Origin of the sequence: Rhizobium sp. K102, from assembly GCF_022385315.1 — a bacterium.
Classification (GTDB): domain Bacteria; phylum Pseudomonadota; class Alphaproteobacteria; order Rhizobiales; family Rhizobiaceae; genus Rhizobium; species Rhizobium croatiense.
On sequence record NZ_CP092436.1, the window covers coordinates 2,010,363 to 2,035,348 of the forward strand.

The 24,986-nt window shown below is 61.8% G+C and carries 20 protein-coding genes; 11 read left to right on the forward strand and 9 right to left on the reverse strand.

The genetic code is table 11. From position 1 onward, the window contains the following. Positions 1–315: 315 nt before the first annotated feature. Entirely contained in the window at positions 316–831 is a 516-nt protein-coding gene (locus tag MHI61_RS15895; protein WP_239792656.1) for a MarR family winged helix-turn-helix transcriptional regulator, read from the reverse strand. A gap of 129 nt (positions 832–960) precedes the next feature. After that, complete coding sequence (locus tag MHI61_RS15900; protein ID WP_064682151.1) at positions 961–1,398, reverse strand: DUF6163 family protein; 438 nt, start codon at positions 1,396–1,398, stop codon at positions 961–963. 130 nt (positions 1,399–1,528) lie between these two features. Between MHI61_RS15900 and hemB the strand changes: the two genes are divergently transcribed. The 4 genes from hemB (at position 1,529) to MHI61_RS15920 (ending at position 4,911) form a co-directional block, all read left to right on the forward strand. Further along, entirely contained in the window at positions 1,529–2,542 is a 1,014-nt protein-coding gene (gene hemB / locus MHI61_RS15905; protein ID WP_239792657.1) for a porphobilinogen synthase, read from the forward strand. 72 nt (positions 2,543–2,614) lie between these two features. Beyond that, on the forward strand, positions 2,615–3,073 hold the full coding sequence (locus MHI61_RS15910; RefSeq protein ID WP_009994177.1) for an RDD family protein: 459 nt from the start codon (positions 2,615–2,617) through the stop codon (positions 3,071–3,073). A 179-nt stretch (positions 3,074–3,252) separates the two neighbouring features. After that, a complete protein-coding gene (locus MHI61_RS15915) occupies positions 3,253–4,029 on the forward strand; it encodes an arginyltransferase (RefSeq protein WP_097581707.1) in 777 nt (258 codons plus the stop codon). Further along, positions 4,030–4,911 carry a DMT family transporter gene (locus tag MHI61_RS15920; protein ID WP_239792658.1) on the forward strand — a complete coding sequence of 294 codons (882 nt, stop codon included), beginning with the start codon at positions 4,030–4,032 and terminating at the stop codon, positions 4,909–4,911. A gap of 44 nt (positions 4,912–4,955) precedes the next feature. On the opposite strand, the gene MHI61_RS15925 is transcribed toward MHI61_RS15920, so the two are convergent. After that, entirely contained in the window at positions 4,956–5,411 is a 456-nt protein-coding gene (locus tag MHI61_RS15925) for an SRPBCC domain-containing protein (protein WP_239792659.1), read from the reverse strand. Positions 5,412–5,651: 240 nt separating this feature from the next. Beyond that, positions 5,652–7,907 carry a DNA topoisomerase IV subunit A gene (gene parC, locus MHI61_RS15930; protein WP_239792660.1) on the reverse strand — a complete coding sequence of 752 codons (2,256 nt, stop codon included), beginning with the start codon at positions 7,905–7,907 and terminating at the stop codon, positions 5,652–5,654. Between the two features lie 234 nt (positions 7,908–8,141). Between parC and MHI61_RS15935 the strand changes: the two genes are divergently transcribed. Continuing rightward, the gene (locus tag MHI61_RS15935; RefSeq protein ID WP_239792661.1) at positions 8,142–9,329 is read left to right on the forward strand and encodes a hypothetical protein; all 1,188 of its coding nucleotides are present in this window, start codon (positions 8,142–8,144) and stop codon (positions 9,327–9,329) included. A 200-nt stretch (positions 9,330–9,529) separates the two neighbouring features. Here the strand turns inward: MHI61_RS15935 and aspS are convergent, their stop codons facing one another. Beyond that, on the reverse strand, positions 9,530–11,320 hold the full coding sequence (aspS, locus tag MHI61_RS15940) for an aspartate--tRNA ligase (protein WP_239792662.1): 1,791 nt from the start codon (positions 11,318–11,320) through the stop codon (positions 9,530–9,532). A 254-nt stretch (positions 11,321–11,574) separates the two neighbouring features. On the opposite strand from aspS, the gene MHI61_RS15945 reads away from it, so the two are divergent. The 4 genes from MHI61_RS15945 (at position 11,575) to MHI61_RS15960 (ending at position 16,844) form a co-directional block, all read left to right on the forward strand. Next, positions 11,575–12,966 carry a multicopper oxidase family protein gene (locus MHI61_RS15945; RefSeq protein ID WP_239792663.1) on the forward strand — a complete coding sequence of 464 codons (1,392 nt, stop codon included), beginning with the start codon at positions 11,575–11,577 and terminating at the stop codon, positions 12,964–12,966. Between the two features lie 130 nt (positions 12,967–13,096). Beyond that, positions 13,097–14,242, forward strand: coding sequence for a ribonuclease D (gene rnd, locus MHI61_RS15950; protein ID WP_239792664.1), 1,146 nt, complete (start codon positions 13,097–13,099; stop codon positions 14,240–14,242). Positions 14,243–14,319: 77 nt separating this feature from the next. Then, positions 14,320–15,381, forward strand: a complete 1,062-nt coding sequence (locus MHI61_RS15955) for an adenylate/guanylate cyclase domain-containing protein (protein ID WP_239792665.1) — start codon at positions 14,320–14,322, stop codon at positions 15,379–15,381. A 104-nt stretch (positions 15,382–15,485) separates the two neighbouring features. Beyond that, positions 15,486–16,844, forward strand: coding sequence for an esterase-like activity of phytase family protein (locus MHI61_RS15960; protein WP_239792666.1), 1,359 nt, complete (start codon positions 15,486–15,488; stop codon positions 16,842–16,844). Positions 16,845–17,154: 310 nt separating this feature from the next. On the opposite strand, the gene ppx is transcribed toward MHI61_RS15960, so the two are convergent. From ppx to MHI61_RS15980, 4 genes are all read right to left on the reverse strand, one after another. Continuing rightward, positions 17,155–18,675, reverse strand: coding sequence for an exopolyphosphatase (gene ppx / locus MHI61_RS15965; RefSeq protein ID WP_239792667.1), 1,521 nt, complete (start codon positions 18,673–18,675; stop codon positions 17,155–17,157). Positions 18,676–18,687: 12 nt separating this feature from the next. Further along, positions 18,688–20,892 (reverse strand): RNA degradosome polyphosphate kinase, encoded by a 2,205-nt coding sequence (locus MHI61_RS15970; RefSeq protein WP_239792668.1) that lies wholly within the window; start codon positions 20,890–20,892, stop codon positions 18,688–18,690. Positions 20,893–20,956: 64 nt separating this feature from the next. Then, positions 20,957–21,670, reverse strand: a complete 714-nt coding sequence (hdaA, locus tag MHI61_RS15975) for a DnaA regulatory inactivator HdaA (protein ID WP_010035472.1) — start codon at positions 21,668–21,670, stop codon at positions 20,957–20,959. Beyond that, entirely contained in the window at positions 21,663–22,787 is a 1,125-nt protein-coding gene (locus MHI61_RS15980; RefSeq protein WP_239792669.1) for an AI-2E family transporter, read from the reverse strand. The genes hdaA and MHI61_RS15980 overlap by 8 nt, the downstream gene beginning before the upstream one ends. A gap of 244 nt (positions 22,788–23,031) precedes the next feature. On the opposite strand from MHI61_RS15980, the gene purM reads away from it, so the two are divergent. Further along, positions 23,032–24,105 carry a phosphoribosylformylglycinamidine cyclo-ligase gene (gene purM, locus MHI61_RS15985; RefSeq protein ID WP_239792670.1) on the forward strand — a complete coding sequence of 358 codons (1,074 nt, stop codon included), beginning with the start codon at positions 23,032–23,034 and terminating at the stop codon, positions 24,103–24,105. Further along, positions 24,102–24,773 (forward strand): phosphoribosylglycinamide formyltransferase, encoded by a 672-nt coding sequence (gene purN, locus MHI61_RS15990; protein WP_239792671.1) that lies wholly within the window; start codon positions 24,102–24,104, stop codon positions 24,771–24,773. Before purM ends, purN begins: the two co-directional genes overlap by 4 nt. The last annotated feature ends 213 nt before the right edge of the window (positions 24,774–24,986 follow it).

Consider the following 24,986-nt stretch of genomic DNA (forward strand, 5'->3'; position numbering starts at 1 on the left):
ATCACAGAAACGCGATGCGGCAGCCTGAACATTTCCGATCGGTTCAAGCGCCGGTTGTTAAACCTTCCGCTGCCACACCAATATGGCCAATTCGTGTTACCGGCTCGGAAGATAGACCGCCGGCTGCCGTAGACACGACGCAACGAACCATGACCGGCTAAACGGTGCCGGTTAATAACGGCTAAAAAACGGCTTGAATACAGGCGATAACGCTTGCCTGCCCTGCGTTGCAAAGATGCCACGCGGGCAAACGGCAAAACCGGACGCGCAGGGACACGTCCGGTTTTCTGCAACCCTGAAAGGAGGTCAGGAATTTTAAAGACGATACATGATCGAGTTGTTCCAGAAGCGGTCGAGGCGCTGGAGCAGTTTGTTCATCTGGGTGAACTCGTCGGTGCCGATGCCTCCAACCTTGTCGATCGAGGCGATGTGGCGTTCGTAGAGCTTGGCGACCGTCTCGGCGATGTCCTGGCCGGTTTCGGTCAGGCTGATGCGGACTGAGCGGCGGTCGATGCGCGAGCGCTGGTGGTTGATGAAGCCGAGATCGACCAGCTTCTTGACGTTGTAGGAGACGTTGGAGCCGAGATAGTAGCCGCGAGAGCGCAGCTCGCCGGCGGTCAGCTCGGAATTGCCGATGTTGAAAAGGAGCAGCGCCTGAATGGCGTTGACGTCGCTGCGGCCCTGCCGGTCGAACTCGTCCTTGATGACGTCGAGAAGACGGCGGTGAAGACGTTCAACAAGGTGAAGGGATTCCATGTAAAGATCACGGATGCCCTGATCCTGCTGGTCACGGAAGTTCGATACCGACTGCGGCTTGATTTTCGTGTTCATATTGACTGCCTCACTGTTTGTTTGGCGGTGTCGTTTTCTTCCCGCCTTGAGTGAGACCCTATCGAATACATATAAAATTCGACTTAAACCGCAGGCTTAACGGAGCCTTACTGGAAACCCCACGTTGTCTCAGGGTAAATCAACGCTTACCTGGCGGCGGTGCCGGCGCTTTTCCAGCCACAGCAGCAGGCGGAAAATGCAGTAGACAGCGGCGACCATGAGATGCAGCAGGATGATCAGCTTGTTGGGGCCGAAAATATCCGGCAGCAGGCCATACATCAGGACCTGGCCGCCGGCGGCGAGCACCCAGATGACCGGCCCCCAGGAGACGGTGAGCCACAGACCGAGGGACGCGACCGGGAAAAGCACGGCAAGGCTGGTGCTCGCAACCTTCCACGGCAGGCTCAACAGATCGAAGCGGCCGGCGCCGACCAGCGAATAGCCGACGAGCATCGCCCAGTATTGCAGGCCGAACCAGAAGCAGGATAGGGCGACCAGCCTCAGGAAGAGAATGAAGAGGAGATCCGCCAGTGTGCGCTTCGGGATCGTCGGGCTATCGGTTTCCATGGCGCAGACATCGGTTCCGGTTGTATCGTCATAAGGGTGTTTTCCGCCGCGGCCAATCGTCCGGTTTGGATTTTCCGGGCGCCATGATAATGAGCGCTCCGATAAATGGAATGGGCTGGGGATAGATATCATGCAGGACAGGACGCATCTCGTCGACGACATCACCGGCCATCGCCGCATGCGGCGCAACCGCAAGGCGGATTGGACGCGCCGGCTGGTGCAGGAGAACCGGCTGACCGTCGACGACCTTATCTGGCCGATCTTCATCGTGCCGGGTTCCGGCATCGTCGATCCGATCGCGGCCATGCCGGGCGTCAACCGCATGAGCATCGACAAGGCGGTCGAAGCCGCACGCGAAGCGGCCGGTCTCGGCATTCCGGCGCTCGCCACCTTTCCGAACATCGAGATGGAACTGCGCGACGAGACCGGCTCGAACAGCCTGGAAGCCAATAACCTGATCAACCAGGCGACGGCGGCGATCAAGAAGGCGGTCCCCAATATCGGCGTCATCACCGACGTGGCGCTCGACCCCTTCACCAGCCATGGCCATGACGGGATCTTGAGAGACGGCGAGATCGTTAATGACGAGACGGTCGACCAGGTGGCGCGCGCCGCCGTGATGCAGGCGGATGCCGGCGCCGACATCATCGCGCCGTCGGAGATGATGGACGGGCGCATCGGCGCGATCCGCATGGCGCTCGATGCGGCCGGCCACCAGAACGTCGGCATCATGAGCTATGCGACGAAATTCGCCTCCGCCTTCTATGGCCCCTATCGCGAGGCGATCTCGACCGGCGGACTGCTGAAGGGCGACAAGAAGACCTACTATATCGACCCCGCCAACGGCACCGAGGCGATCCGCGACGCGGCCCTCGACGTCGAGGAAGGCGCCGACATGCTGATGGTCAAGCCGGGCCTGCCCTATCTCGACATCTGCTGGCGGATGAAGGAGACCTTCGGCCTGCCGACCTTCGCCTATCAGGTCTCCGGCGAATATAGCCAGATCAAGGCGGCGGCGATGAATGGCTGGATCGACGGCGAGCGGGCGATGCTGGAAACGCTCTTGTCGTTCAAGCGGGCGGGATGTGACGGCATCCTCACCTATTTCGCGGTCGAGGTGGCGAAAATTCTCGGAAAACGGTGAGTGTCGGGCGATTATTGTATTTCGCCCTACCGACACCATATCAGCGGCATCGCTTTTTCGCAGGAGATCGAGATGAGCTACAACCCCAATCCGCTTTTTGCCGCACCGGAGGACTGGCGCGCCTATAGCGGCGTGTTGAGCCGCCGTGTCCTTGCCTTCATCCTCGACTACCTCATCGTCGCGCTGCTGTGGATCCCCGCAGCGATCGTGCTGTTCTTCCTGTCGATCATCACGCTCGGGCTAGGCTTCCTTCTCTACCCTGCCCTCTTCGTCATCGTCGCCGGGATTTACTTCGGCCTGACCGTCGGCGGACCGAGCCAGGCCTCGCTCGGCATGCGGGCAATGGGGATCGCGATCGTGCGCGTCGATGGGCGGCCGATGGATTTCCTGACGGCGATCGTGCATCTGGCGCTGTTCTGGATCCTCAACTCGGTGCTGACGCCGCTCATCCTGCTCGCCGGCCTGTTTATCGAACGCAGCCGCCTGATCCACGACCTCTTGGTCGGCACGGTGACGGTGCGCACCGCTTGAAGCGCGGCGGAGACGAAATAAAGTCTCCGCCTTCCCTTTGCCGCCTGTTGCGGACGCTCCATATTTAACTTTAGAAGACTGAAATGAAGGACGGGAATCGTCCGGCTGTTGACGTTTTCTATTCTTAGGTCATGCTGTCAGGAAACGGCACTGTCTCGACAAGGAAACTTCCGCGACAAATGAATACGCAGACAACGCCATCCCCGCAGTTTTATCTGACGGCTCCGGCTGCGTGTCCGTATCTGCCGCATGAGATGGAGCGCAAGGTCTTCACCCATCTGGTCGGCCCGCGGGCCGCCGAGATGAACGACATCCTGACACAAGGCGGTTTCCGCCGCTCGCAGAACATCGCCTACCGCCCGGCTTGCGAATCCTGTCGCGCCTGTGTTTCCGTGCGGATTCTCGCCCAGGAATTCGAGCCGACGAAATCGATGAAGCGCGTGCTTGCCGCCAATTCCGACGTCATCGCCACCGAGTTCACCGCCCAGCCTTCCAGCGAACAATATTCGCTCTTCCGACGCTATCTCGACTACCGCCACCAACAGGGCGGCATGTCCGACATGACCGTGCTCGACTATGCGATCATGGTGGAAGACACGCATGTGAATACGCGAATCGTCGAATACCGCCGGCGCGAGGAAGGCTCCGGACTGGAAGAGCGGCCGAAGGGCGAGCTGCTTGCCGCTGCTCTGACCGATACGATGAGCGACGGGTTGTCGATGGTCTATTCCTATTTCAATCCGGGGCTCGAGCGGCGTTCGCTCGGCACCTTCATGATTCTCGACCATATCAGGCGCGCCAAGGCGCTCGGCCTGCCGCATGTCTACCTCGGCTACTGGGTTCAAGGGTCGCGGAAAATGGACTACAAGACGCGCTTCCAGCCGCAAGAACATCTGACCCCGCGCGGCTGGGAGCGTTTCGATCCCTCCTCCATGCGCGAAAGCAATCAGGACTGAATGTCCCCCGCTCTTTCCGACCATCGGAAGGGTCTGCTGCTGACGGCGATCGGCGGGCTGGCGCTTTCCATGGATATCCCGCTCGTGCGCCTTGGCGATGGCGATATCTGGTCGATCCTGGGAATACGCAGCGTGGCGACGGTTCTCGCCACGCTCGTCATTCTCGCAGGAATGCGCCTTGCCTCGGGCAAATGGCCGGTTCTCGTTCCAGGGAGAGCCGGCCTCGTCGCCGGTCTGCTCTATGGCCTCTCCTCCCTTACCTTCGTGCTTGCCATCTTCAACACGGCCACAGCCAATGTCGTCTTCATCGTCGCTTTCAACCCGATGTTCGGGGCGCTTCTTTCCTGGATTTTTCTTAAGGAGAAGCCACAGGCCGCAACGCTGATCACCATGCTCTTCATGATCCTCGGTGTCGGACTGATCGTGAGCGAAGGGCTTTCCAGCGGCCATTTCTTCGGCGACGCCATGGCGCTTCTCAGCGCGTTCATTCTGGCCGCAGCCATCACGGTCGGACGTGCCTCGCGGCGGGAAATGGGTTTCGTGCCGCTGCTTGCCGCCATCCTGCCGGCCGTCCTCGGCCTTGCGCAAGCCTTGCCCTCAGGGCTTTCCATCGCCCACCCCTGGTGGATCCTCCTCAACGGCGCCATCGTGATGCCGGTCGCCTTCTGGTGCCTGGCGACCGGACCACGCTACCTCTCCGCCCCTGAGGTCGGCATGTTCTACCTGCTCGAAACGGTGTTCGCGCCGATCTGGGTCTGGATGATCTTCGCGGAAATGCCGGCGACGATGACACTCCTCGGCGGCGGTATCCTGGTGGCGGCGATCGCCGCCCATTCTGGCTGGATGGTGCGAAGGAAGAGTCGCAGGCCGTTTGCGGAGTAAATATGGTCAGCCGCCGCGCTTCCTTCGCGATTTCAGCATAATTCTCAGCCGGCCGCCTTGAACTGCTGGTCCAGCTCCCTGCCGAGCCCTTCGAGCACATGCGCCCAGCCTTGCCGGGTCTTTTCCTCATGTGCGGCCCATTCGGCGCACATTTCGTGGGTCAGCGTCAGACGGCTGCCGCCGCCGAGCGGCTCGATGTCGATTTCGACGCGGTCGCAATTGTGGTCGTGGTCCTCGACGGAAAAGCTGAAGACCATGCGCCGCGGACGCTTCAGCTCCAGGAACAGACCCTGGTGAAAGGCGTCGCCGGTCGGGCGGCGGTCGACGATGAAAAAACGGCCGCCGACATGCGGATCGATGTCGGCGCGGATGACGTGACCGTCATCGGTGGCGAACAGGAAGCGGCGGGCGATTTCGGGGTTGAGCCAGGCGTCATACACGACAGCGGGCGGCGCTCTGTAGGTATGGCTGACATGCAATTTGATGGTGCTGGCGGGCATCGATTTTCCTCCGGTAAGGCACGCGCGCCTTTCCCAGGCGCGCGGGCCACAGCCGTTCCATCCGCCCATAGAACCGGCCTTCTCTTCTTTCGGGTAACAGCAATGAGATAGAGAAGTTCCGGCACCCGCCAAGAGTCGGGCACGGAATTTTTATGGCTCAGAGCATTTCCGTTCTGTTCCAATCGGGAAAATGCTCCGTCTCTTCGTTTTCATGCAATTCCAGACAGAAAAGGAATTGCTCTACCCGGCAAATTTGCCGCTACGCGGAAAACCCTTCGGCACGGTGCGGCCGGCGCTGGCGCGGTCGCCCAGCCATTCGGCAAGCTCGTCCTTGTTCTTCGTGAAGGTGCGGCCGGCACTGTCTTCCCAGACGAGGCCGTCCGATATCGCAAAGCAGCGGACGTCGGAAATGCCGCCATCCTTGTAACGCTGCAGGCGAACGCCCTTGCCGCGCGACATTTCCGGCACCTGCGCTAAGGGAAAGACCAGCAGCTTGCGGTTTTCGCCGACGACGGCGACATGGTCGCCGCTGACGGGCACCAGCAGTTGCGTCTCCTCGGGCAGCGCGACATTCATGATCTGCTTGCCCTTGCGCGTATTGGCGACCAGCTCGGCCTCCGGAACGACGAAGCCGTTGCCGGCGGTCGAGACGATCAGCTGCTTGCGAGAGGGATCATGGACGAAAGCGGTCAGCACCGCCTGGTCGTTATCCATATCGACTATGATGCGAAGCGGCTCGCCGTGACCGCGGCCGCCCGGCAGCTTGTCGCCGCCGAGCGTGAAGGCCTTGCCACCTGTCGTAACGATCAGGATCTTGTCCGTGGTCTGCGCCGGGAAGGCGATCTTCAAGCCGTCGCCTTCCTTGAAGGTCAGCGTCGCCGTATCGGCGATATGGCCCTTCAACGCGCGGATCCAGCCCTTTTCGGAAATGACGACGGTGATCGGTTCCTTCTCGATCATCGCCTGCTGGATTGCTTCCTCGTCGGTCTCCGGCGCGTCGGCGAACTGGGTGCGGCGGCGGCCGACCTCGGTCGCCTTGGCGAATTTCTTCTTCACTTCGCCGATTTCCCAGGCAACCGTCTGCCACTGCTTGTCGTCGGAGGCTAGCAGCGCCTCGATCTCGCTCTTTTCCTTGGTGAGCTCGTCGAACTCCTTGCGGATCTCGAATTCTTCCAGCTTGCGCAAGGCGCGCAGCCGCATGTTGAGGATCGCCTCGACCTGATTGTCGGTCAGATCCCATCGCGCCATCATGACGGGCTTCGGCTCGTCTTCCTCGCGGATGATGCGGATGACTTCATCGATATTCAAATAGGCGACCAGAAGGCCGCCGAGGATTTCGAGACGTCTTTCGATCGCGGCCAGACGGAAGCGCGAGCGGCGCTGCAGAACCTCGCGGCGGTGATCCAGCCACTCTTTCAGCACCTCGTTCAGCGCCATGACCTTCGGGATGCGGCCCATGGACAGAACGTTCATGTTGAGGGGGAAGCGGCTTTCGAGCTCCGTCAGCTTGAACATCGATTCCATCAGGATCGTCGGATCGACGCTCCTGGATTTCGGCACCAGGACGACACGGATGTCCTCGGCCGATTCGTCGCGGATATCTTCGAGCAGCGGCAGCTTTCGCGCGATCAGCAGCTCGGCGATCTTCTCGATCAGCCGCGATTTCTGCACCTGGAAGGGAATTTCGGTGATGACGATCTGGTAGCCGCCGCGGCCGAGATCCTCGGTCTGCCATTTCGCCCGCACACGGAAACCGCCGCGGCCAGTGCGGTAGCTCTCGATGATGCTGTCGCGGCTGTCGATGATGATGCCGCCGGTCGGAAAATCCGGCCCGGGAATGAATTCGACAAGCTTTTCGACGGTCGCATCGCGATGCTTGATCAGATGCAGGGCGGCGTCGCAAAGCTCATGGGCATTGTGCGACGGGATCGAGGTCGCCATGCCGACGGCGATGCCGGAGGAGCCGTTGGCGAGCAGGTTCGGGAAGGCGCCGGGAAGGACGACCGGCTCGGAATTCGATTCGTCATAGGTGTCGCGGAAGTCGACGGCGTCCTGATCGATGCCTTCAAGCAGCAGTTCGGAGACCGCCGTCATCTTCGATTCGGTGTAACGCATGGCGGCCGGGCTGTCGCCATCGATATTGCCGAAATTGCCCTGGCCGTTGACCAGCGTGTAGCGCTGCGAGAAATCCTGGGCCAGACGGGCGAGCGCATCGTAGATCGACTGGTCGCCGTGCGGATGGTAATTACCCATCACCTCGCCGACGATCTTGGCGCATTTCCTGAAGGCCGAAGTCGGCCTCAGCCCCATCTCGTTCATCGCATAGACAATGCGGCGATGCACGGGCTTCAGCCCGTCGCGCACGTCAGGCAGAGCACGGTGCATGATGGTCGACAGCGCATAGGCAAGATAGCGCTGCTCGAGCGCCGCCTTGAGGTCGACCGGTTGGATATTGTCGTCGTCTCCGCCGGAAGGCGGCAAAATCTCTTGTCCCATGGGTCTTGACTAGCCCAGAAGAGGCCGGCGGGCAAGGAATCCGGGGTATTGCAGCTGTGGATGAAGTCTTGGGACTGACATCAAAGGATGAGACAAACCCTTCGCCGCAATTTGGACTTCGTTTGCCGTTCCTTTCAACGGAAATTTAGAAGTCCGCAAATATAAAGCGGGCCCAATCCGTAGTAGCGTAACTGCAGAGTTCCAACCGCCACCACGCCACCAGAGGAATCACCCATGAACATTTACCGGACAACGCGGCTGATGCTGTCGGGCGCAGCCTTTTTCTCGCTCGCCGGCTCGGCTTTCGCTCTCGATGGCGCCGATCTCTTGAAGAAGATCAATGCCGCCTATGAAGCGCAAGGCGGAACGATCTCCGCTGACGGCGTCAATATCGACGGCACGACCGTGACGTTGAAGAATGTTACGCTTAAGCCGACCGGTGGCGAAAGCCTGCCCATCGGCGAAGTCACCCTGTCCGGCGTCGAAGAAGACGAGGATGGCGGCTATTACATCGAAGAAGCCGCCTTCCCCGACATCAACAAGACGGGAGACGGCGTAACCGTCACGGCGCAGGAGCTGACGCTGGGCGGCATTTCCGTTCCGGCAACACCGGGGGGCGACACACTCGATGGCATGATGCTTTACGAGACTGCCCATACCGGCCCACTGAAAGTGGTCAAGGACGGCACGGAAGTCTTCTCGGTGCTTCAAAGCGACATGAATTTGACGCTGCGCGAGGACGAATCCGGTTTCGATTTCGACGGCGCCTTCAAGAGCATGAAGGCCGATCTCACCAAGACTGACGATCCCAAGAGCAAGGATGCGATCGAGAAGCTCGCCCTGCAGCATGTCCAGGGCGACATCACCATGAAGGGCGCCTGGGAGCTCGGGCCTGGCACGATCGACGTTTCGGAAATCGGCTTCGACTTCACCAACATCGGCAAGCTCAACCTCGGCTTCAAGATCTCCGGCTATACGATGGCCTTCATGAAGTCGATGCAGGATGCGATGAAGGAGTCCGAAGCCAATCCGAACAAGGAACAGGCGCAGCAGGCGCTCGGTCTTGCCATGCTGGGTCTGATGCAGCAGCTGTCCTTCGAAGGCGCACAGGTGCGCTTCGAGGATGCCTCGATCACCAAGCGGGCGCTCGATTATGCCGGCGCGCAGCAAAACATATCAGGCAAGCAGATGGCGGATTCGCTGAAGGCGATGACGCCGATCATGCTGGCGCAGCTCAACATCCCGGAACTGCAGAACGCCGTTTCGGCCGCCGTCAACACGTTCCTCGACGACCCGAAGAGCCTGACCGTCAAGGCCGCCCCTGAAAAGCCGGTGCCCTTCCCGACGATCGTCGGTGCCGCCATGGGCGCTCCGAACACGCTGCCGCAAGTGCTCGGCGTCAAGGTTTCGGCCAACGACTGATCGCTTTGATCTGACAACGAAAAGGCCCGGCCGTTCGCACCGCCGGGCCTTTTATCTTTCCGAAGACGACCTCTCTCCGGCCTCATCCTGAGGTGCCCCCGCAGGGGCCTCGAAGGACGAGGCTGGCCACCGAGGTTCATCTTGCAGCGCGGTGGTGCCGTGCCATAAGGAGGCCGATCGGCGCTTTGGAGCGTGTTATATCAGTCCTTCTTGACCGGCGGGATCGGCCGGATCGAGAGCTCGCGCAACTGCGTCGGGGTTGCCGGGGTCGGCGCGCCCATCAGGAGGTCCTGGGCCTGCTGGTTCATCGGGAACAGCGAGATCTCACGCAGGTTCTTGGCGCCGACGAGCAGCATGACGATGCGGTCGATGCCGAAGGCCGCACCGCCATGCGGCGGGGCGCCGTACTGGAAGGCGCGGTAGAGACCGCCGAAACGATCCTCGACATCCTGCTGGCTGAGGCCGACCTTCTCGAAGGCGGCGACCATGGTTTCCGGCGACTGGTTGCGGATCGAGCCCGAGGCGATTTCGAAGCCGTTGCAGACGGCGTCGTACTGGAAGGCCTTGATCGTCAGCGGATCCTGGTTCTGCAGCGCATCGAGGCCACCCTGCGGCATCGAGAACGGGTTGTGGGCGAAATCGACCTTCTTCTCCTCGTCGTTCCATTCGAAGAAGGGGAAGTCGACGATCCAGCAGAGTTCGAAGCGGTCGCGGTCGACGAGGTTCAGTTCCTCGCCGGCCTTGGTGCGCGCTTCGCCGGCAAACTTGTAGAATTTTTCCGGCTCGCCGGCGACGAAGAAGCAGGCGTCACCATCGCCGAGGCCGAGCTGGGTGCGGATCGCTTCGGTGCGCTCCTCGCCAATGTTCTTGGCAAGCGGTCCCGCACCTTCGAGCTTGTCGTTCTCGCTGCGCCAGAAGATATAGCCGAGGCCGGGCTGGCCCTGGCTCTGAGCCCAGGCGTTCATCCGGTCGCAGAAGGCGCGCGAGCCGCCGGTCTTTGCCGGGATCGCCCAGATTTGAACCTTCGGGTTGGAAGCTATCATGCCGGCGAAGACTTTGAAGCCGGAGCCGGCGAAATGCTCGGTCACCGCTTCCATGACGATCGGGTTGCGCAGATCCGGCTTGTCCGTACCATATTTGCGGATCGCCTCGTCATAGGGGATGCGCGGCCATTCCTTGGTGACCGGCTTGCCTTCGGCGAACTCCTCAAAAATCTGGGTCATCAGCGGACCCATGGTGTTCCAGACGTCTTCCTGGGTGACGAAGCTCATTTCGAGGTCGAGCTGGTAGAATTCGCCCGGCAGGCGATCGGCGCGCGGGTCCTCGTCGCGGAAACACGGCGCGATCTGGAAGTAGCGGTCGAAGCCCGCGACCATCAGCAGCTGCTTGTACTGCTGCGGCGCCTGCGGCAACGCATAGAAGGTGCCGGGATGAATGCGCGAGGGCACGAGGAAGTCGCGCGCGCCTTCCGGCGAGGAGGCCGTCAGGATCGGCGTCGTATATTCGGTGAAGCCGACAGCGCCCATTTCGCGGCGCATAGCCGAGATGACCTGGGTGCGCTTGACGATGTTCCGGTGCAGCGTTTCGCGGCGAAGATCGAGGAAGCGGTATTTGAGGCGGACGTCTTCAGGGTATTCAGGCTCGCCGAAAACCGGCAGCGGCAATTCCTTGGCGGCGGAGAGCACCTCGATCTCCTGAGCGTAGAGCTCGATCTCGCCGGTCGCCATGGTCTTGTTGACGGTGTCTTCTGTACGCGCCTTGACGAGGCCGTCGATGCGGATGACCCATTCGCCGCGCACGGTCTCGGCCAGCTTGAAGGCCGGGCTGTCGGGATCGGCGACGACCTGGGTGATGCCATAGTGGTCGCGGAGGTCGATGAACAGAACGCCGCCATGGTCGCGAACGCGGTGGACCCAGCCGGAGAGACGGACGGTCGAGCCGACATCCGTCTTGCGGAGGGCGGCGCATGTGTGGCTGCGATAGCGATGCATGATCTCAATTCCTGGCATGTGGCTTAAGACGGCAGCAAGGGTTCAAAGGCCCTCAAGCGCCGACAAGAAAATCGGGCGGAAAAGCGCATGGACGCTCCGATTTGTCAAGGCTTGGCGCGTGCTCGCCGCGCGATTGGCACGCGTTTATGGCGAAGCTGCGGCCCGCATGCTGCGGCAGTTTGGCCGTGCCTGCCGTATTGATGAAGACGTCGGTCAACTTTAAAAGGAGGTGCATTCTCATCGTGGAGCCCCGCATGCCCTTCCTGACCCGTCGCAACCTTCTCAAGGCATCCGCCGTCGCGGGCGCCTACGGCGTCGGCATGGGCATTGCCGGCAAATTCGGGCTTGCTGCGGCCGCACCGGAGCCGCGGCTGCTGACGGCCGTGAAGACCGAGGCCATGCTGACCGAGGCGGGACCGACCCGGGATGTCATGAGTTGGGGTCACGACGGCATGGCGCCGGTTCTGAGGTTGACGAAGGGGCGGCCCTATGCGGCGCGGCTGAACAACCAGCTGGACGAGCCGACGACGATCCACTGGCATGGGCTGCGCATCGACAACCGCATGGACGGCGTGCCCTTCGTGACGCAACCCTATATCTACACCGGCGACAGCTTCGACTATGCTTTCACGCCGCCCGATGCCGGCACCTTCTGGTATCACCCGCACTGCAACACGCTGACGCAGATCGGCCACGGCATGACCGGCATGCTCGTGGTCGAGGACCCGGCCGATCCCGAATTCGATGCCGAGGTGCTGCTGAATCTGCGCGACTGGCGGCTTGGCGGCGACGGGCAGTTCATCGCCCCTTTTCGGCCGCGCGATGCCGCCAAGAGCGGCACCTACGGCACGGTGCGCACCGCCAACTGGCATCGGGAGCCGCAATATGACGCGCCGGCCGGGGGGCTGGTGCGGCTGCGCATCGCCATCACCGACGTGACGCGCATTTTCTCGCTGAAGATGGCGGGCGCCGATGCGACCGTCATCGCCATCGACGGAAATCCGGTGCCGAAACGCTTTCCCCTCGACCTCCTGCAGATCGGGCCCGGACAGCGGCTCGACCTTGCGGTGCGCATGCCGGACGGCGAAGGCGCCGTCGCCACGCTCGAGGATATCCGCGGCACTACGCCGAAGACGATAGCCAGCCTGCGTTCCGTCGGACAGTCGTTGAAACGCAATATCGGCGACCTCGGCCCGCTTGCTGAAAACCCCGTTCTGAAGGCCGATCTTTCCGCCGCCGAAGAGATCCCCCTGGTGTTGAGCGCCACCGCGGAAAATGCCGCCGTCGAAAGCATCTGCGGTACGCTCGGCTACAGCTTCTGGGCGATCAACAAAGTGCCCTGGCCGGGCGACACCCCCGACCCGACGGCGCCGCTGGCGGAACTGAAGCTCGGCAAGAGCTATATCTTTAATCTGGAGAACACCACGCCGAACGCCCATCCGATCCACCTGCACGGAATGAGCTTCACGGTGATCTCCTCCTCGACGCGCGAGGTGATGCCGCTCGTCTCCGACACCTACCTCGTCCAGCCGGACGAGAAGGTGCAATTGGCCCTCGTCGCCGACAATCCCGGCGACTGGGTACTGCATTGCCACATCATCGAACATCAGAAGACGGGCATGACCAGCTATGTCAGAGTGAGCTGAAGCATTGCTTTGCCTCAGTTTGGACGTGATTCTTCGTCAGCAATGCGCGAAGCTTATGCTGTTGTATTGACATATCGAAGCGAAAGGAGAAGGAAGGTTCAACCGACCTTTTCCTTGCGAATGAATTGATATGATCGAAACCACCGCCGATTTGGCGGCCGCCTGCAAAGAGCTGGCCAAGTCCGACTTCATTACCATCGACACCGAATTCCTGCGTGAGACGACCTTCTGGCCGGAGCTCTGCCTGATCCAGATGGCCAGCCCGACATTGGAGGTTCTCGTCGATCCGCTTGCCAAGGGCATCGACCTCGCCCCCTTCTTCGCGCTGATGGCCGACACCAAGGTGCTGAAGGTCTTTCACGCGGCGCGCCAGGACATCGAGATCATTTTCAATCGCGGCAATCTCATTCCGCATCCGATCTTCGACACGCAGGTCGCAGCCATGGTCTGCGGTTTCGGCGACAGCGTCTCCTATGATCAGCTGGTCAGCCGCATCAAGAACGTCCATATCGACAAGTCGTCGCGCTTCACCGACTGGAGCCGCCGGCCACTCTCGGAGAAGCAGCTGGAATATGCGCTGGCCGACGTCACGCATCTGCGCGACGTCTATCTTTCACTGAAGGCCGAACTCGATCGCGAAGGCCGCACGTCTTGGCTCTCCGAGGAAATGGACATTCTCGAGGCGCGCGAAACCTACGACATGCATCCCGACGACGCCTGGCAGCGGCTGAAGATGCGTCTGCGCAAGCCGCAGGAACTGGCGATCCTGAAATATGTCGCCGCCTGGCGCGAGCGCGAGGCGCGGGCACGCAACGTGCCGCGTTCGCGCGTATTGAAGGACGATGCGATCTATGAGATCGCCCAGCAGCAGCCCAAGGATGCCGAAGCGCTCGGCCGCTTGCGCACCATTCCGAAAGGCTGGGAGCGCTCGGCCTCCGGCACGGCGGTCGTCGAAGCCGTCAATGCGGCGCTCGCTCTTCCGAAGGCAGATATGCCGCATGTACCGCGGCAGACGCAGGCGCCGGAGGGCGCAGCTGCCGCCGTCGAGCTGTTGAAGGTGCTGTTGAAGCTGATCTCGGAAAAACACGGCGTCGCGCCGAAGGTGATCGCCAACAGCGAGGATCTCGACAAGATCGCCGCTGATGGCGAGAAGGCCGACGTCGCTGCCCTGCACGGCTGGCGGCGCGATCTTTTCGGCGAGCCGGCGCTGCAGCTGATCCAAGGCCAGATCGGGCTGCGATTCGCCGGCCGGAAGGTTGAAACCGTCGCGCTCTGACACCAAATCGAATTCGCTTGACGCTGTTTTCCCAGCTGAAACAATGGCCGGGCGAAATTGCGAAGCGAAGGGGCGGCATGCGGGAAATATCTCCGACGCAGAACTGGATCCTGATCGTCCTCGTCCTGGCGGCGAGCGGCGTCGTCTATGATTCGATGTTCTACTCCGATCAGACGCCGATCATCGGCGCGATCTTCGCGCTCTTCATTGGCATGCCGATCATCGCCTTCGAGCGCAAGGTGCTGTTCCGCGGGCTCTACCGGCGCATACAGAAGCTGCCGACCTTCATCTTCATCATCACTGAGCTGGTGATCTACGAGATCCTGATGAGCATCGGCTTTGCCTGCGCCGGCCTGCTGCTTCGCTCGCTCGGCGTGCTGAAGCCGTCCTCGCTCCTCGATCTCGTCATCATGCCGTTCGACGTCTTCCTCTATGCGCTTGCCGTCTGCTCGGCGCTGATCTTCATCCTGCGCGTGCGGGAGCTGCTCGGCCGCGAAGTATTCATCAGCATGCTCATCAGCCGCTATCGCAATCCGGTCAAGGAAGAGCGTGTCTTCCTGTTCATCGATCTCGTCGATTCCACGGCTTTTGCCGAAAAGCACGGCGACCTCAGGGCGCAGCAGCTGCTGAGCTCGCTGTTTGCGACTTTTGCCGAGCCGGTCCGGCGCCACAAGGGCATGATCAACGACTATGTCGGCGATGCGGCGATCATTACCTGGCCGCTTGCCCGCGGCGTCAAGGATGCGCGCTGCGTGCGCTGCATCTTCGATATCATCGCCGATATCGAAGCCAATGCCGCCGGCTGGCGGAAAAATTACGGGCAGGTGCCGAAGCTTCGCGCCGCCCTTCACGGCGGCGAGATCATCACGGCGGAAGTCGGCGTCGACCACCACAAGATCAGCTATTTCGGCGACACGGTGAATACGACCGCCCGGTTGGAGACGCTCTGCCGCAGCCTGAACCGGCAGGTGCTGATCTCCGCGGAGCTTGCCCGGCGCATGACCTTTCCCGACGACATCTCCTGCGACGATCTCGGCATCCATGCCGTCAAGGGACGCGGCCAGGCGCTCGGCGTCATGGCGCTTTCCTCGCGGGCGGTGACCGTGCTCAACACGCCCGCAGTCGTTCTGCACGGCTGAGCAACGCTCTTATCCCCGTCACCAAAGCTTCACCCAACCGTCAATTCGCTGACACGGAAGCCCTGCTAAGCGGAAGCCATTCGCATCCGTTCCATGGGGATATTATGAAGAACGTCCTTTTTGCTTCCGTATCGCTTTTCATTCTGATTGCCGGCCCCGTTTCGGCCGATCAGCAGCAATTCCCGGCCAAGCTCGCCGGCCAGGCGATCCTGCCTGCCAACACCATGGTTGCGGCTCCGGCCGACGCCCCCGATTTCCTCAAGCATTCCGGCAAGTTCACGACGCCGGACCGCAAGCGCACCGAAGCGCTCGGCACCGTTCCCGCCAAGGACGGCGCACGTGTGACCGACCTGAAGCTTCCGTTCGACGGCCAGCCGATCCAGGGTTTCTCGGGCATCAAGACGATGGTCGACGGCACCTTCTGGACGCTCTCCGACAACGGCTTCGGTTCCAAGGCCAATTCTTCCGACTCCATGCTGTTCCTGCATGAGATGAAGTTCGACTGGGCCGCCAACAAGGCTGAAGTCGTCAAGAACCTCTTCCTCTCCGATCCGAACAAAATCGCTCCGTTCCCGATCGTGCTCGAAGGCACCGACACGCGCTACCTCACCGGCGCCGACTTCGACATCGAATCGATCCAGCCGGTTGCCGATGGTTTCTGGCTCGGCGACGAGTTCGGCCCCTATATCCTGAAATTCGACACGGCGGGCCGCCTGACCGATGTCATTGCGACCACGCTCGACGGCAAGCCGGTGCTATCGCCCGACAATCCGCTGATCCAGCTGCCGGGCAATCCGGCCGCGAAGATGCCGGTCTTCAATCTGAAGCGCTCCGGCGGCTTCGAAGGCCTTGCCATGTCGAAGGACGGCGCCAAGCTCTACGGCCTGCTCGAAGGCGCCATCTACAAGGATGACGGCACGATGGAAACGGCCGACGGCCACACCGCCATCCGCGTCATCGAATTCGACGTCGCCGCGAAGAAGTGGACCGGCCGCAGCTGGCTCTATCCGTTCGAGGACAAGGGCGTGTCGATCGGCGACTTCAACATGCTCGACGATACGACCGCCCTCGTCATCGAGCGCGACAGCGGCGCCGGCACCAAGGACAAGGCCTGCGCCGACCCGAAGCAGCCGAAGCCGGATTGCTTCGAGGCGCCGGCCGAACTGAAGCGCGTCTACAAGATCGAATTCAACGACGCCAATGCCGGCAAGGCCGTCCGCAAGATCGGCTATATCGACCTCCTGAACATCCAGGACCCCGACAACAAGAAGAAGGCCGGAGCCAAGGACGGCGTCTACGACATGCCGTTCGTGACGATCGAGAACGTCGATCGCGTCGACGCCACCCACATCATCATCGGCAACGACAACAACCTGCCCTTCTCGGCCGGCCGCGCCGTCGACAAGGCCGACAATAACGAGTTCAGCCTGCTTGAGGCCGGCGAGTTTTTAAACGCGAAGTAATTCGGGTTTGATGTGAGATAGAATGGCGGTGCGTGAGCGCCGCCTTTTGTTTTGGACAACATACGTGGGGAGTAAGCGGCCGCCTCGTTCGCCCCCCGACATCTGACGGGTGAAAGAGGAATTCGGCGCTGCCACATTCCCCTTCTCCCCGGCGGGGAGAAGATGCCGGCAGGCATATGAGGGGTGAGCGGCAAAGCCGCGAATGCGCTGAGTGAAACGAAGGCAACAATGCACGGTGTGCCGTGTGCCCCCTCATCCGACCCTTCGGGCCACCTTCTCCCCGCTGAGGAGAAGAGGGGGCTTGCCTGCCCTACTCGAACCGAAACGCCAGCCTCTTGTTCGTCAGCCGCGACAGCTGCTGCAGGCGCCCGTCCGGGCGTTCGCCGGCGAAATCGCGATATTCGGAGGGAACGACGAATTCGAGGTCGAAGTCCGGGTTCGATGATCTGCGGAAGGTCAGATTCTTGACGATACCGGGCATCGAGGCCGAGAAGAGGTAGACGACGCGGAGCATGCCGCCGAGCAGCTTGGCGCGCTCGATGAAGGGTGGCGTGGCGATCTGCGCCAGCGGGCCGGTGGCGCCGTCGTCGTGCAGACCCTCGAACCGGTAATAATTGGTCAGTGCGATGAAGGCGCGGCCGGGATGGCTGATGCCGACGAAGGAAGAGTGGGCGATGACGTTCAGCGCCTGCAGGCCGCGATAGTCGGGGTGGGCGCGCCAGCTGATATCGGCGAGCAGACAGGCGGCCTGGCGATAACGGCTTTCCTCTTCGGTTTCCTGGACGTCGAAGAAGGGCATCATCCGGCCGGTCCATTCCGCCAGTTCGCGGGCATGCTCGGGCGAACGCGCACGCAGGATCGCCAATTCACCGGCGGCGGCCAGCAGCGGATCGAGGCGGCGCTCCGGCTCGGACAGCAGCGAGTAGAGATACCCCTCGCGCACGCCCTGCGCCGAGAAGGAAATCATCGACGGCCTCATCGCGCTCAGCACTTCCTTCATGGCGACGGCGCCGAAGGGCAGCAGCGACCGGCGGTGCTTGGACACGGCCTGCAGCGCCGGCTCTCTGGAATCGCGAGCGGTCACCACCTGTTCGAGGAACAGCATCATCGCCTCGAGCGGGACCTCATACCCCTGCATCATGTGCAACGGATAATGGGTGATCTCCATGTGCAGCTTGGCGATGTTTCGCCAGGTGCCGCCGACGGCGTAGAAGGTGCGCCCCTCGCCTTTCGACAAGAGCTTTGCCGTCTTCACATGCTTGCGGGCGAAGGCTCTGGCCTTGGAAAGCGAACCGCCGGCATATTCCGACAGTCGCAGGCCGCCGAGCGGCAGCGTGATGCCCTTGCCGACTTCCTTGCCCTTGATATCGATCAGCTCCAGCGAGCCACCGCCGAGGTCGCCGGCAATACCGTCGGGATTGAAGAAGCCGCTGATGATGCCGAGCGAGGCGAATTTCGCCTCCTCCTCGCCGGAGAGCACGCGGACCTTGCGGCCGAGAATAGTTTCCGCCTGGTGGATGAAATCGGGGCCGTTGCTCGCCTCGCGGGCGGCGGCCGTCGCCAGCACATACATGGTGGCGGCGCGCGCCTGATCGGACAGGGCCTTGAAACGGTGCAGCGCCGCCAGAGCCCGGCCGACGCTCTCTTCATCCATCTTGCCGGTGACGGCTATGCCCTTGCCGAGGCCGCAGAGGACCTTTTCGTTGAAAAGGATGGTCGGCGAGCGGGACATGCCTTCGTAGACGACGAGACGAATGGAATTCGATCCGATGTCGACAACGGAGACCGGAGCGATCCCTGGAAGGCGCCCCTGGGCTTCAGATTCAACCATTTAGGTCCAGTTTTACTTGTTGTTGCGGCCTTCGAGCAGGCCGGCGATCAGTTTCGGCGCGCTGGACTTCAGAGCTTCACCACGGCCCGACAGGCTCGGATTGGTCATGAAATACTGCTGCGCATTGAACGGTTCCTCGCCCCTGCGCACTTCCATGCGGCGCGACGTACCGTCGGGCAATATCTCGTAGCTTTGCTGATTGTCAATCACGTTGCCGAGCATAATCTGTGACAAGACCTGCTCGTGAACGGTCGGATTCGTCAGCGGAACCATGGTCTCGACGCGGCGATCGAGATTTCGCGGCATCATGTCGGCCGAACCGATGTAAACCAGCGCCTTGTCGGACGGCAGGCCGTGGCCATTGCCGAAGCAGAAGATGCGGCTGTGCTCGAGGAAGCGGCCGACGATCGACTTGACGCGGATCTTCTCCGAGAGACCGGGCACCTGCGGACGCAGGCAGCAGATGCCGCGCACGACGAGATCGATCTCCACGCCGGCATGGCTGGCGCGATAGAGCGCGTCGATGATATCAGGGTCGACGAGCGAATTCATCTTCATCCAGATCGCCGCCGGCGCGCCGTTGCGGGCATGCTGGATCTCTTCCTCGATGTGGCGCAGGATGCGCGGGCGCATCGTGTAGGGCGAAATCGCCAGCTGCATGCCCTGTTCGGGTTCGCCGTAACCGGTGATGAAGTTGAAGATGTTCGCCATGTCGTGGGCGATGACGGGATTGCAGGTGAAATAGGAGAGATCCGTATAGATCTTGGCGGTGATCGGGTGGTAGTTGCCCGTTCCGAGATGGCAATAGGTCCTGAGCTTGCCTTCCTCACGGCGGACGACCATCGACATCTTGGCGTGGGTCTTGAGCTCGATGAAGCCGAAGACGACCTGCACACCGGCGCGTTCGAGGTCGCGCGCCCAGCGAATGTTCGCCTCTTCGTCGAAGCGGGCCTTGAGCTCGACCAGCGCCGTCACCGACTTGCCAGCCTCGGCGGCGTCGATCAGCGCACGGACGATCGGGCTGTCGTTGGAGGTGCGGTAAAGCGTCTGCTTTATCGCCAGGACGTCAGGATCGCGCGCAGCCTGGAGAAGAAACTGGACGACCACGTCGAAAGATTCGTAGGGATGGTGGACGACCATGTCCTTTTCGCGGATGGCGGCGAAGCAGTCGCCGGCATGTTCGCGGACGCGCTCGGGAAATCGCGCATTATAGGGAAGAAACCTGAGGTCGTCGCGCGGCGCCTTGGCGATCTCCGACAGCGTGTTCAGCGCCAGAAGACCCGGCAGAACGGCGACGCGGTTATCGGGGATGCTGAGCGCCTGGACGACGAACTGGCGCAGCGAAGCCGGCATTTCCGAGTCGGTCTCGATGCGGATGACCTTGCCGCGGCGGCGCCGCTTCAGCGCCGTTTCGAAGAAGCGGACGAGATCCTCGGCCTCTTCCTCGACTTCGATATCGCTGTCGCGGATGACGCGGAAGGTACCGGAGCCCTGCACCTCATAACCCGGGTAGAGCCGGTGGATGAAGATGTTGGCGACGTCTTCCAGCGTGATGTAGCGGATCGTGTTCGCATCATCCGGCAGGCGGACAAAGCGGTCGAGCGCCGGCGGCAGGCGCAGGAGCGCCGTCATCGGCTCGCGGCCGTTCTTGCTGACGAGCTGCAGGCCGATCGAGAAGCCGAGATTGGGAATGAACGGGAACGGGTGGGCCGGGTCGATCGACAGCGGCGTCAAGACCGGGAACATCGCCTGTTCGAATTCGGCGGCCAGCCACTGGCGGTCGGCATCGCTAAGCGCGCCGGGACGCACGATCAGGATGTCTTCCTTGGCGAGATATTGCTGCAGCACGGCGAGCGAGGCCTGCTGTTCCATCTGAAGATGGTCGATCTCCTGCAGGATCGACTCGAGCTGCTCGGCCGGCGTCTTGCCGTCAGGGCTGCGGATGGCGATGTTCTGGCGCACCTGACCCTCGAGGCCGGCAACGCGCACCATGAAGAACTCGTCGAGGTTGGCGGCCGAGATCGACAGGAAGCGGACGCGCTCGAGCAGCGGATGCTCGGTGTTCAGCGTCTCTTCCAGCACACGGCGATTGAATTGCAGCCAGGAGAATTCGCGGTTGATGAAGCGCTCCGGGCTGGTCAACAGCTCTTCCAGCGGGGGCGTGTTGTCGTTGGTTTCCGGAGTGAGTTCCTGATGTTCTGCGACTGCGCTATCCATGGTCCACTACCCCGTTTTCAATCGCGACGGCAATTATATCAGTTTCACGACGGAACTGTGACAGTCAATCGGCCGGTTCCGAATTTCCCAATTCATTCAATACTTCGGCAGCAAGAGACCGGGTGATCTTCGTGCCCCGGGACAGGGCCAGCCGGTCGAGCCTTTCAACGATCGTCTGGGCCGCGTTCAGCGACCGCTCCATGCGGTTAACGATATAGAGCACGAGTTTGTCATCTATATAAAGCTGCCGGTCGGCGAAGAGCTTGACGATCACCTGCGACAGCAGTCCTTCGTCGGGTTCGCCGATCTCGACGACCGTCGCAGCTTTCAGGCGCGAACGCAGATCGGGCAGTGAAACCGGCCAGGAGATCGGCCAGAGGCGGCTGGTCATCAACAGGCTGGTGCCATGTTCGCGAACGCTGTTGATGACGTGGAAGAGCGCATTGTCGTCGAAGCCGAGGCGGTCGGCATCCTCAAACAGCACCGGGCCGGCGGCGGCGGCGACGGCGGCGTCCGAGCCGAGCTCGGGGTGAATGCTGACGGCGCCGCTCAACTCCCGCCAGATGCGGGCGAGATGCGATTTCCCCGAGCCGACCGGACCGGCAAGCACGACGACCGGCGATGGCCATGCCGGCCAGGCATCGACGATCGACACGGCGGCGGCAAGACGCTCCGAGATCAGGAGATCGTCGCGGCCGCTGGCGGCATCGTGCGAAAAGACCAGCGGCAGCTGCTCTCCGGCCTTGCGCTTCGGATCAGCGTTCTTCACGTCATTCATTGGGAACTGATTTCGTCTTCTGAGCGCGGCCGCTCGGCGACCCGCCAAAATAAAGATCACTCTGAAGGTAGCGCGAAAGCGCGAAACGAACAAGGACACCGACGGCGGCGGCGGCCGGCACCGCGACCAGCAGCCCGACGAAACCGAAGAGCGCGCCGAAGGCAAACAGCGCAAACATCAGCCAGACCGGATGCAGGCCGACGCTGGAGCCGACGAGCTTCGGCTGCAGAATGTTGCCTTCCAGGAACTGGCCGCTGAAGAAGACGACGAGCACCAGCCCGATCCAGGGATAATCCGGCCAGAACTGCACGATCGCCACGCCGACGGAAAGAACGAGGCCGACCAGCGAGCCGACATAGGGGATGAAACTGATCATGCCGGCAAAGAGGCCGATCAGCAGGCCGAAATTCAAGCCGACGAGCGAGAGGCCGGCGGCATAATAGATGCCGAGGATGAGGCAGAGCGAGCCCTGGCCACGGATGAAGCCGGCGATCGCCTGATCGATCTCCTTGGCGATCTGGCGGACATCGGCGACGTAATCGCGTGGTATCCACTGATCGACCTTGGAGATCATGCGGTCCCAATCGAGCAGGATATAGAAGGCGACGACCGGGGTGACGACGAGCAGCGATATGACGTCGACGATCGCCTTGCCGGAATTCCAGATCTGCGCGAAGAGCCCAGTCAAGAAGCCCATGCCCTCGGAGAGGATGCCGGAGAAATTATCCTTGATCGTGCCGGCCTGACTCCTGACCCATTGCGGCAGAAGCGAGTTTTTCGAGCTATCAATGAATTGCTGCAACTGGCTGATATAGCCCGGCAGCCGCTCGGCGAAATCGTTGAACTGGCTGACGAGCACGGGAATAAGGACCATCAGCGCCAGCGTGAAGGTGATCACGAAAGCGATCAGGATGACGATCGTCGCCATGAAGCGGCTGAGGCCAAGCCGCTGCAGCCTGTCTGCCACCGGATCGAGGAAATAGGCGATCGCCATGCCGGCAATGAAGGGCAGCAGGATCGAGCTGAAGACATAGAGAAAGACGATGAAGAAGACGAGCACCGCCAGCCAGAAGAAGATCTGACGCTTGAGACTGTTGCCGCTGATTTGCTGTGGCATCGCTTCCCCGCTTCGCTCGCCGCCGCCAAACGCCGCACCCGATGCGCCGCCGCTATTCAGCACATAGGATGCAGGCGCAAAGATGGTCAACCCTGTCGCGCCAAATCCCGGAAAGCCTCCGGGAAGACGCGGGAAATTGGGGGCTTTTCCCATGCAGCGCTTGCATAAACGCCACTGTCATGCAATTGCGACCGGCAGATGACGCGGCGCGTCCGCCGCCTGAAAACAGCCATCGGAGACCAGCATGAGCCAGTCTGGGAAAAACGGCCTGACCTATAGCGACGCGGGCGTCGACATCGATGCCGGCAACCTCCTCGTTGAGAAGATTAAGCCGGCGGTACGCTCGACGCGCCGTCCGGGCGCCGACGGCGAGATCGGCGGCTTCGGCGGGCTCTTCGACCTCAAGGCCGCGGGCTTTACCGATCCGGTTCTCGTCGCCGCCAATGACGGCGTCGGCACCAAGCTGAAGATCGCCATCGACGCGGACTATCACGACACGGTCGGCATCGACCTCGTCGCCATGTGCGTCAACGATCTGGTCGTCCAAGGCGCCGAGCCGCTGTTCTTCCTCGATTATTTCGCCACCGGCAAGCTCGACCCCGACCAGGGTGCTGCGATCGTCGGCGGCATTGCCGCCGGCTGCCGCGAGGCCGGCTGCGCGCTGATCGGCGGCGAGACAGCTGAAATGCCCGGCATGTATTCCTCCGGCGATTACGATCTTGCCGGGTTTGCCGTCGGCGCTGCCGAACGCGGCAAGTTGCTCCCCTCAGGCGACATCGCCGAGGGCGACGTGATCCTCGGCCTCGCCTCCTCCGGCGTACATTCCAACGGCTTCTCGCTGGTGCGCAAGATCGTTTCGCTTTCCGGCCTCGGCTGGGATGCGCCGGCGCCGTTTGCCGAAGGCAAGAAGCTCGGCGAAGCGCTGCTGGAGCCGACCCGCATCTATGTGAAGCCGCTGTTGAAGGCGATCCGCGATACCGGTGCACTGAAGGCGCTCGCCCATATTACCGGCGGCGGCTTCCCTGAGAATATTCCGCGCGTGCTGCCGAAGCATTTGGCGGCCGAGATCGACCTTGCGGCCGTCAAGGTTCCGCCGGTCTTCTCGTGGCTCGCCAGGACGGGCGGCGTCGAGGCCAAGGAAATGCTGCGCACCTTCAACTGCGGCATCGGCATGATCGTCGTCGTCGCCGAAGAAAATGTCGCCGCGGTATCGAAGGTGCTTGCAGCCGAAGGCGAAAAGGTCGTCACCCTCGGCCGCATGATTGGCCGCGCCGAAGGCGCTGCCGGCACGGTCTACAAGGGTACGCTTGCCATATGAGCACGCCGCGCAAACGCGTCGTCGTCTTCATATCGGGTGGCGGCTCCAACATGATGGCGCTGGTCGCGGCTGCGAAGGCCGCCGATTATCCGGCCGAGATCGTCGGGGTGATCTCCGACAAGGCGGAGGCCGGCGGGCTTGCCAAGGCGGCGGCCGAGGGCATCGCCACCTTCGCCTTTCCCCGCAAGGATTACGCCAGCAAGGATGCGCATGAAGCGGCGATCTTTTCGGCGCTCGACGATCTTTCGCCCGACATTCTCTGCCTGGCCGGCTACATGCGGCTGCTGACTCCGACCTTCATCCAGCGTTATGAAGGCCGGATGCTGAATATCCACCCTTCCCTGCTGCCGCTCTTCCCAGGCCTGCACACCCATCAGCGCGCCATCGATGCCGGCATGCGCATCGCCGGCTGCACGGTGCATTTCGTCACCGAAGGCATGGACGAAGGCCCGGTCATAGGCCAGGCCGCCGTTCCGGTTCTTTCCGGCGACACGGCCGAAAGCCTTGCGGCGCGGGTGCTGACCGTCGAACACCAGATCTATCCGCAGGCGCTGCGGCTGTTTGCCGAAGGCCGCGTGACGATGGAAGGCGGCAAGGCGGTGGGCATAGGGGCTACGACCACCGCGGCCAAGACCCAGCTGATTTCGCTGATCGGCGACCGCGGTTAGATATCAGTATTCTTGGCTCTTCCTCTGAGCCATCGCTTGGCCAGCAGAACAATGTTTCCAATGATCACGTAAGACGACAAAAACAATATCGGAAGATGTATCGCGACCGAGCCGTAACTTCCCCTCTCGCACAGCGTCGCTACGGATGATTGACTTATAACGATCTTGGTGCCGCCCAACATCGTTGCAAATGGATAGTTAAAAAAGACAAAG

Excerpts from the sequence above, each read along its gene's own strand:
- MHI61_RS15920 (WP_239792658.1), top strand. The coding sequence starts at position 4,030 with ATGTCCCCCGCTCTTTCCGACCATCGGAAGGGTCTGCTGCTGACGGCG.
- ppx (WP_239792667.1), bottom strand. The coding sequence starts at position 18,675 with ATGGTTGAATCTGAAGCCCAGGGGCGCCTTCCAGGGATCGCTCCGGTC.
- MHI61_RS15925 (WP_239792659.1), bottom strand. The coding sequence starts at position 5,411 with ATGCCCGCCAGCACCATCAAATTGCATGTCAGCCATACCTACAGAGCG.
- purM (WP_239792670.1), top strand. The coding sequence starts at position 23,032 with ATGAGCCAGTCTGGGAAAAACGGCCTGACCTATAGCGACGCGGGCGTC.
- MHI61_RS15900 (WP_064682151.1), bottom strand. The coding sequence starts at position 1,398 with ATGGAAACCGATAGCCCGACGATCCCGAAGCGCACACTGGCGGATCTC.
- MHI61_RS15955 (WP_239792665.1), top strand. The coding sequence starts at position 14,320 with ATGCGGGAAATATCTCCGACGCAGAACTGGATCCTGATCGTCCTCGTC.
- parC (WP_239792660.1), bottom strand. The coding sequence starts at position 7,907 with ATGGGACAAGAGATTTTGCCGCCTTCCGGCGGAGACGACGACAATATC.
- MHI61_RS15895 (WP_239792656.1), bottom strand. The coding sequence starts at position 831 with ATGAACACGAAAATCAAGCCGCAGTCGGTATCGAACTTCCGTGACCAG.
- MHI61_RS15910 (WP_009994177.1), top strand. The coding sequence starts at position 2,615 with ATGAGCTACAACCCCAATCCGCTTTTTGCCGCACCGGAGGACTGGCGC.
- rnd (WP_239792664.1), top strand. The coding sequence starts at position 13,097 with ATGATCGAAACCACCGCCGATTTGGCGGCCGCCTGCAAAGAGCTGGCC.
- hemB (WP_239792657.1), top strand. The coding sequence starts at position 1,529 with ATGCAGGACAGGACGCATCTCGTCGACGACATCACCGGCCATCGCCGC.
- MHI61_RS15980 (WP_239792669.1), bottom strand. The coding sequence starts at position 22,787 with ATGCCACAGCAAATCAGCGGCAACAGTCTCAAGCGTCAGATCTTCTTC.
- hdaA (WP_010035472.1), bottom strand. The coding sequence starts at position 21,670 with ATGAATGACGTGAAGAACGCTGATCCGAAGCGCAAGGCCGGAGAGCAG.
- MHI61_RS15970 (WP_239792668.1), bottom strand. The coding sequence starts at position 20,892 with ATGGATAGCGCAGTCGCAGAACATCAGGAACTCACTCCGGAAACCAAC.
- MHI61_RS15915 (WP_097581707.1), top strand. The coding sequence starts at position 3,253 with ATGAATACGCAGACAACGCCATCCCCGCAGTTTTATCTGACGGCTCCG.
- MHI61_RS15935 (WP_239792661.1), top strand. The coding sequence starts at position 8,142 with ATGAACATTTACCGGACAACGCGGCTGATGCTGTCGGGCGCAGCCTTT.
- MHI61_RS15945 (WP_239792663.1), top strand. The coding sequence starts at position 11,575 with ATGCCCTTCCTGACCCGTCGCAACCTTCTCAAGGCATCCGCCGTCGCG.
- aspS (WP_239792662.1), bottom strand. The coding sequence starts at position 11,320 with ATGCATCGCTATCGCAGCCACACATGCGCCGCCCTCCGCAAGACGGAT.
- MHI61_RS15960 (WP_239792666.1), top strand. The coding sequence starts at position 15,486 with ATGAAGAACGTCCTTTTTGCTTCCGTATCGCTTTTCATTCTGATTGCC.
- purN (WP_239792671.1), top strand. The coding sequence starts at position 24,102 with ATGAGCACGCCGCGCAAACGCGTCGTCGTCTTCATATCGGGTGGCGGC.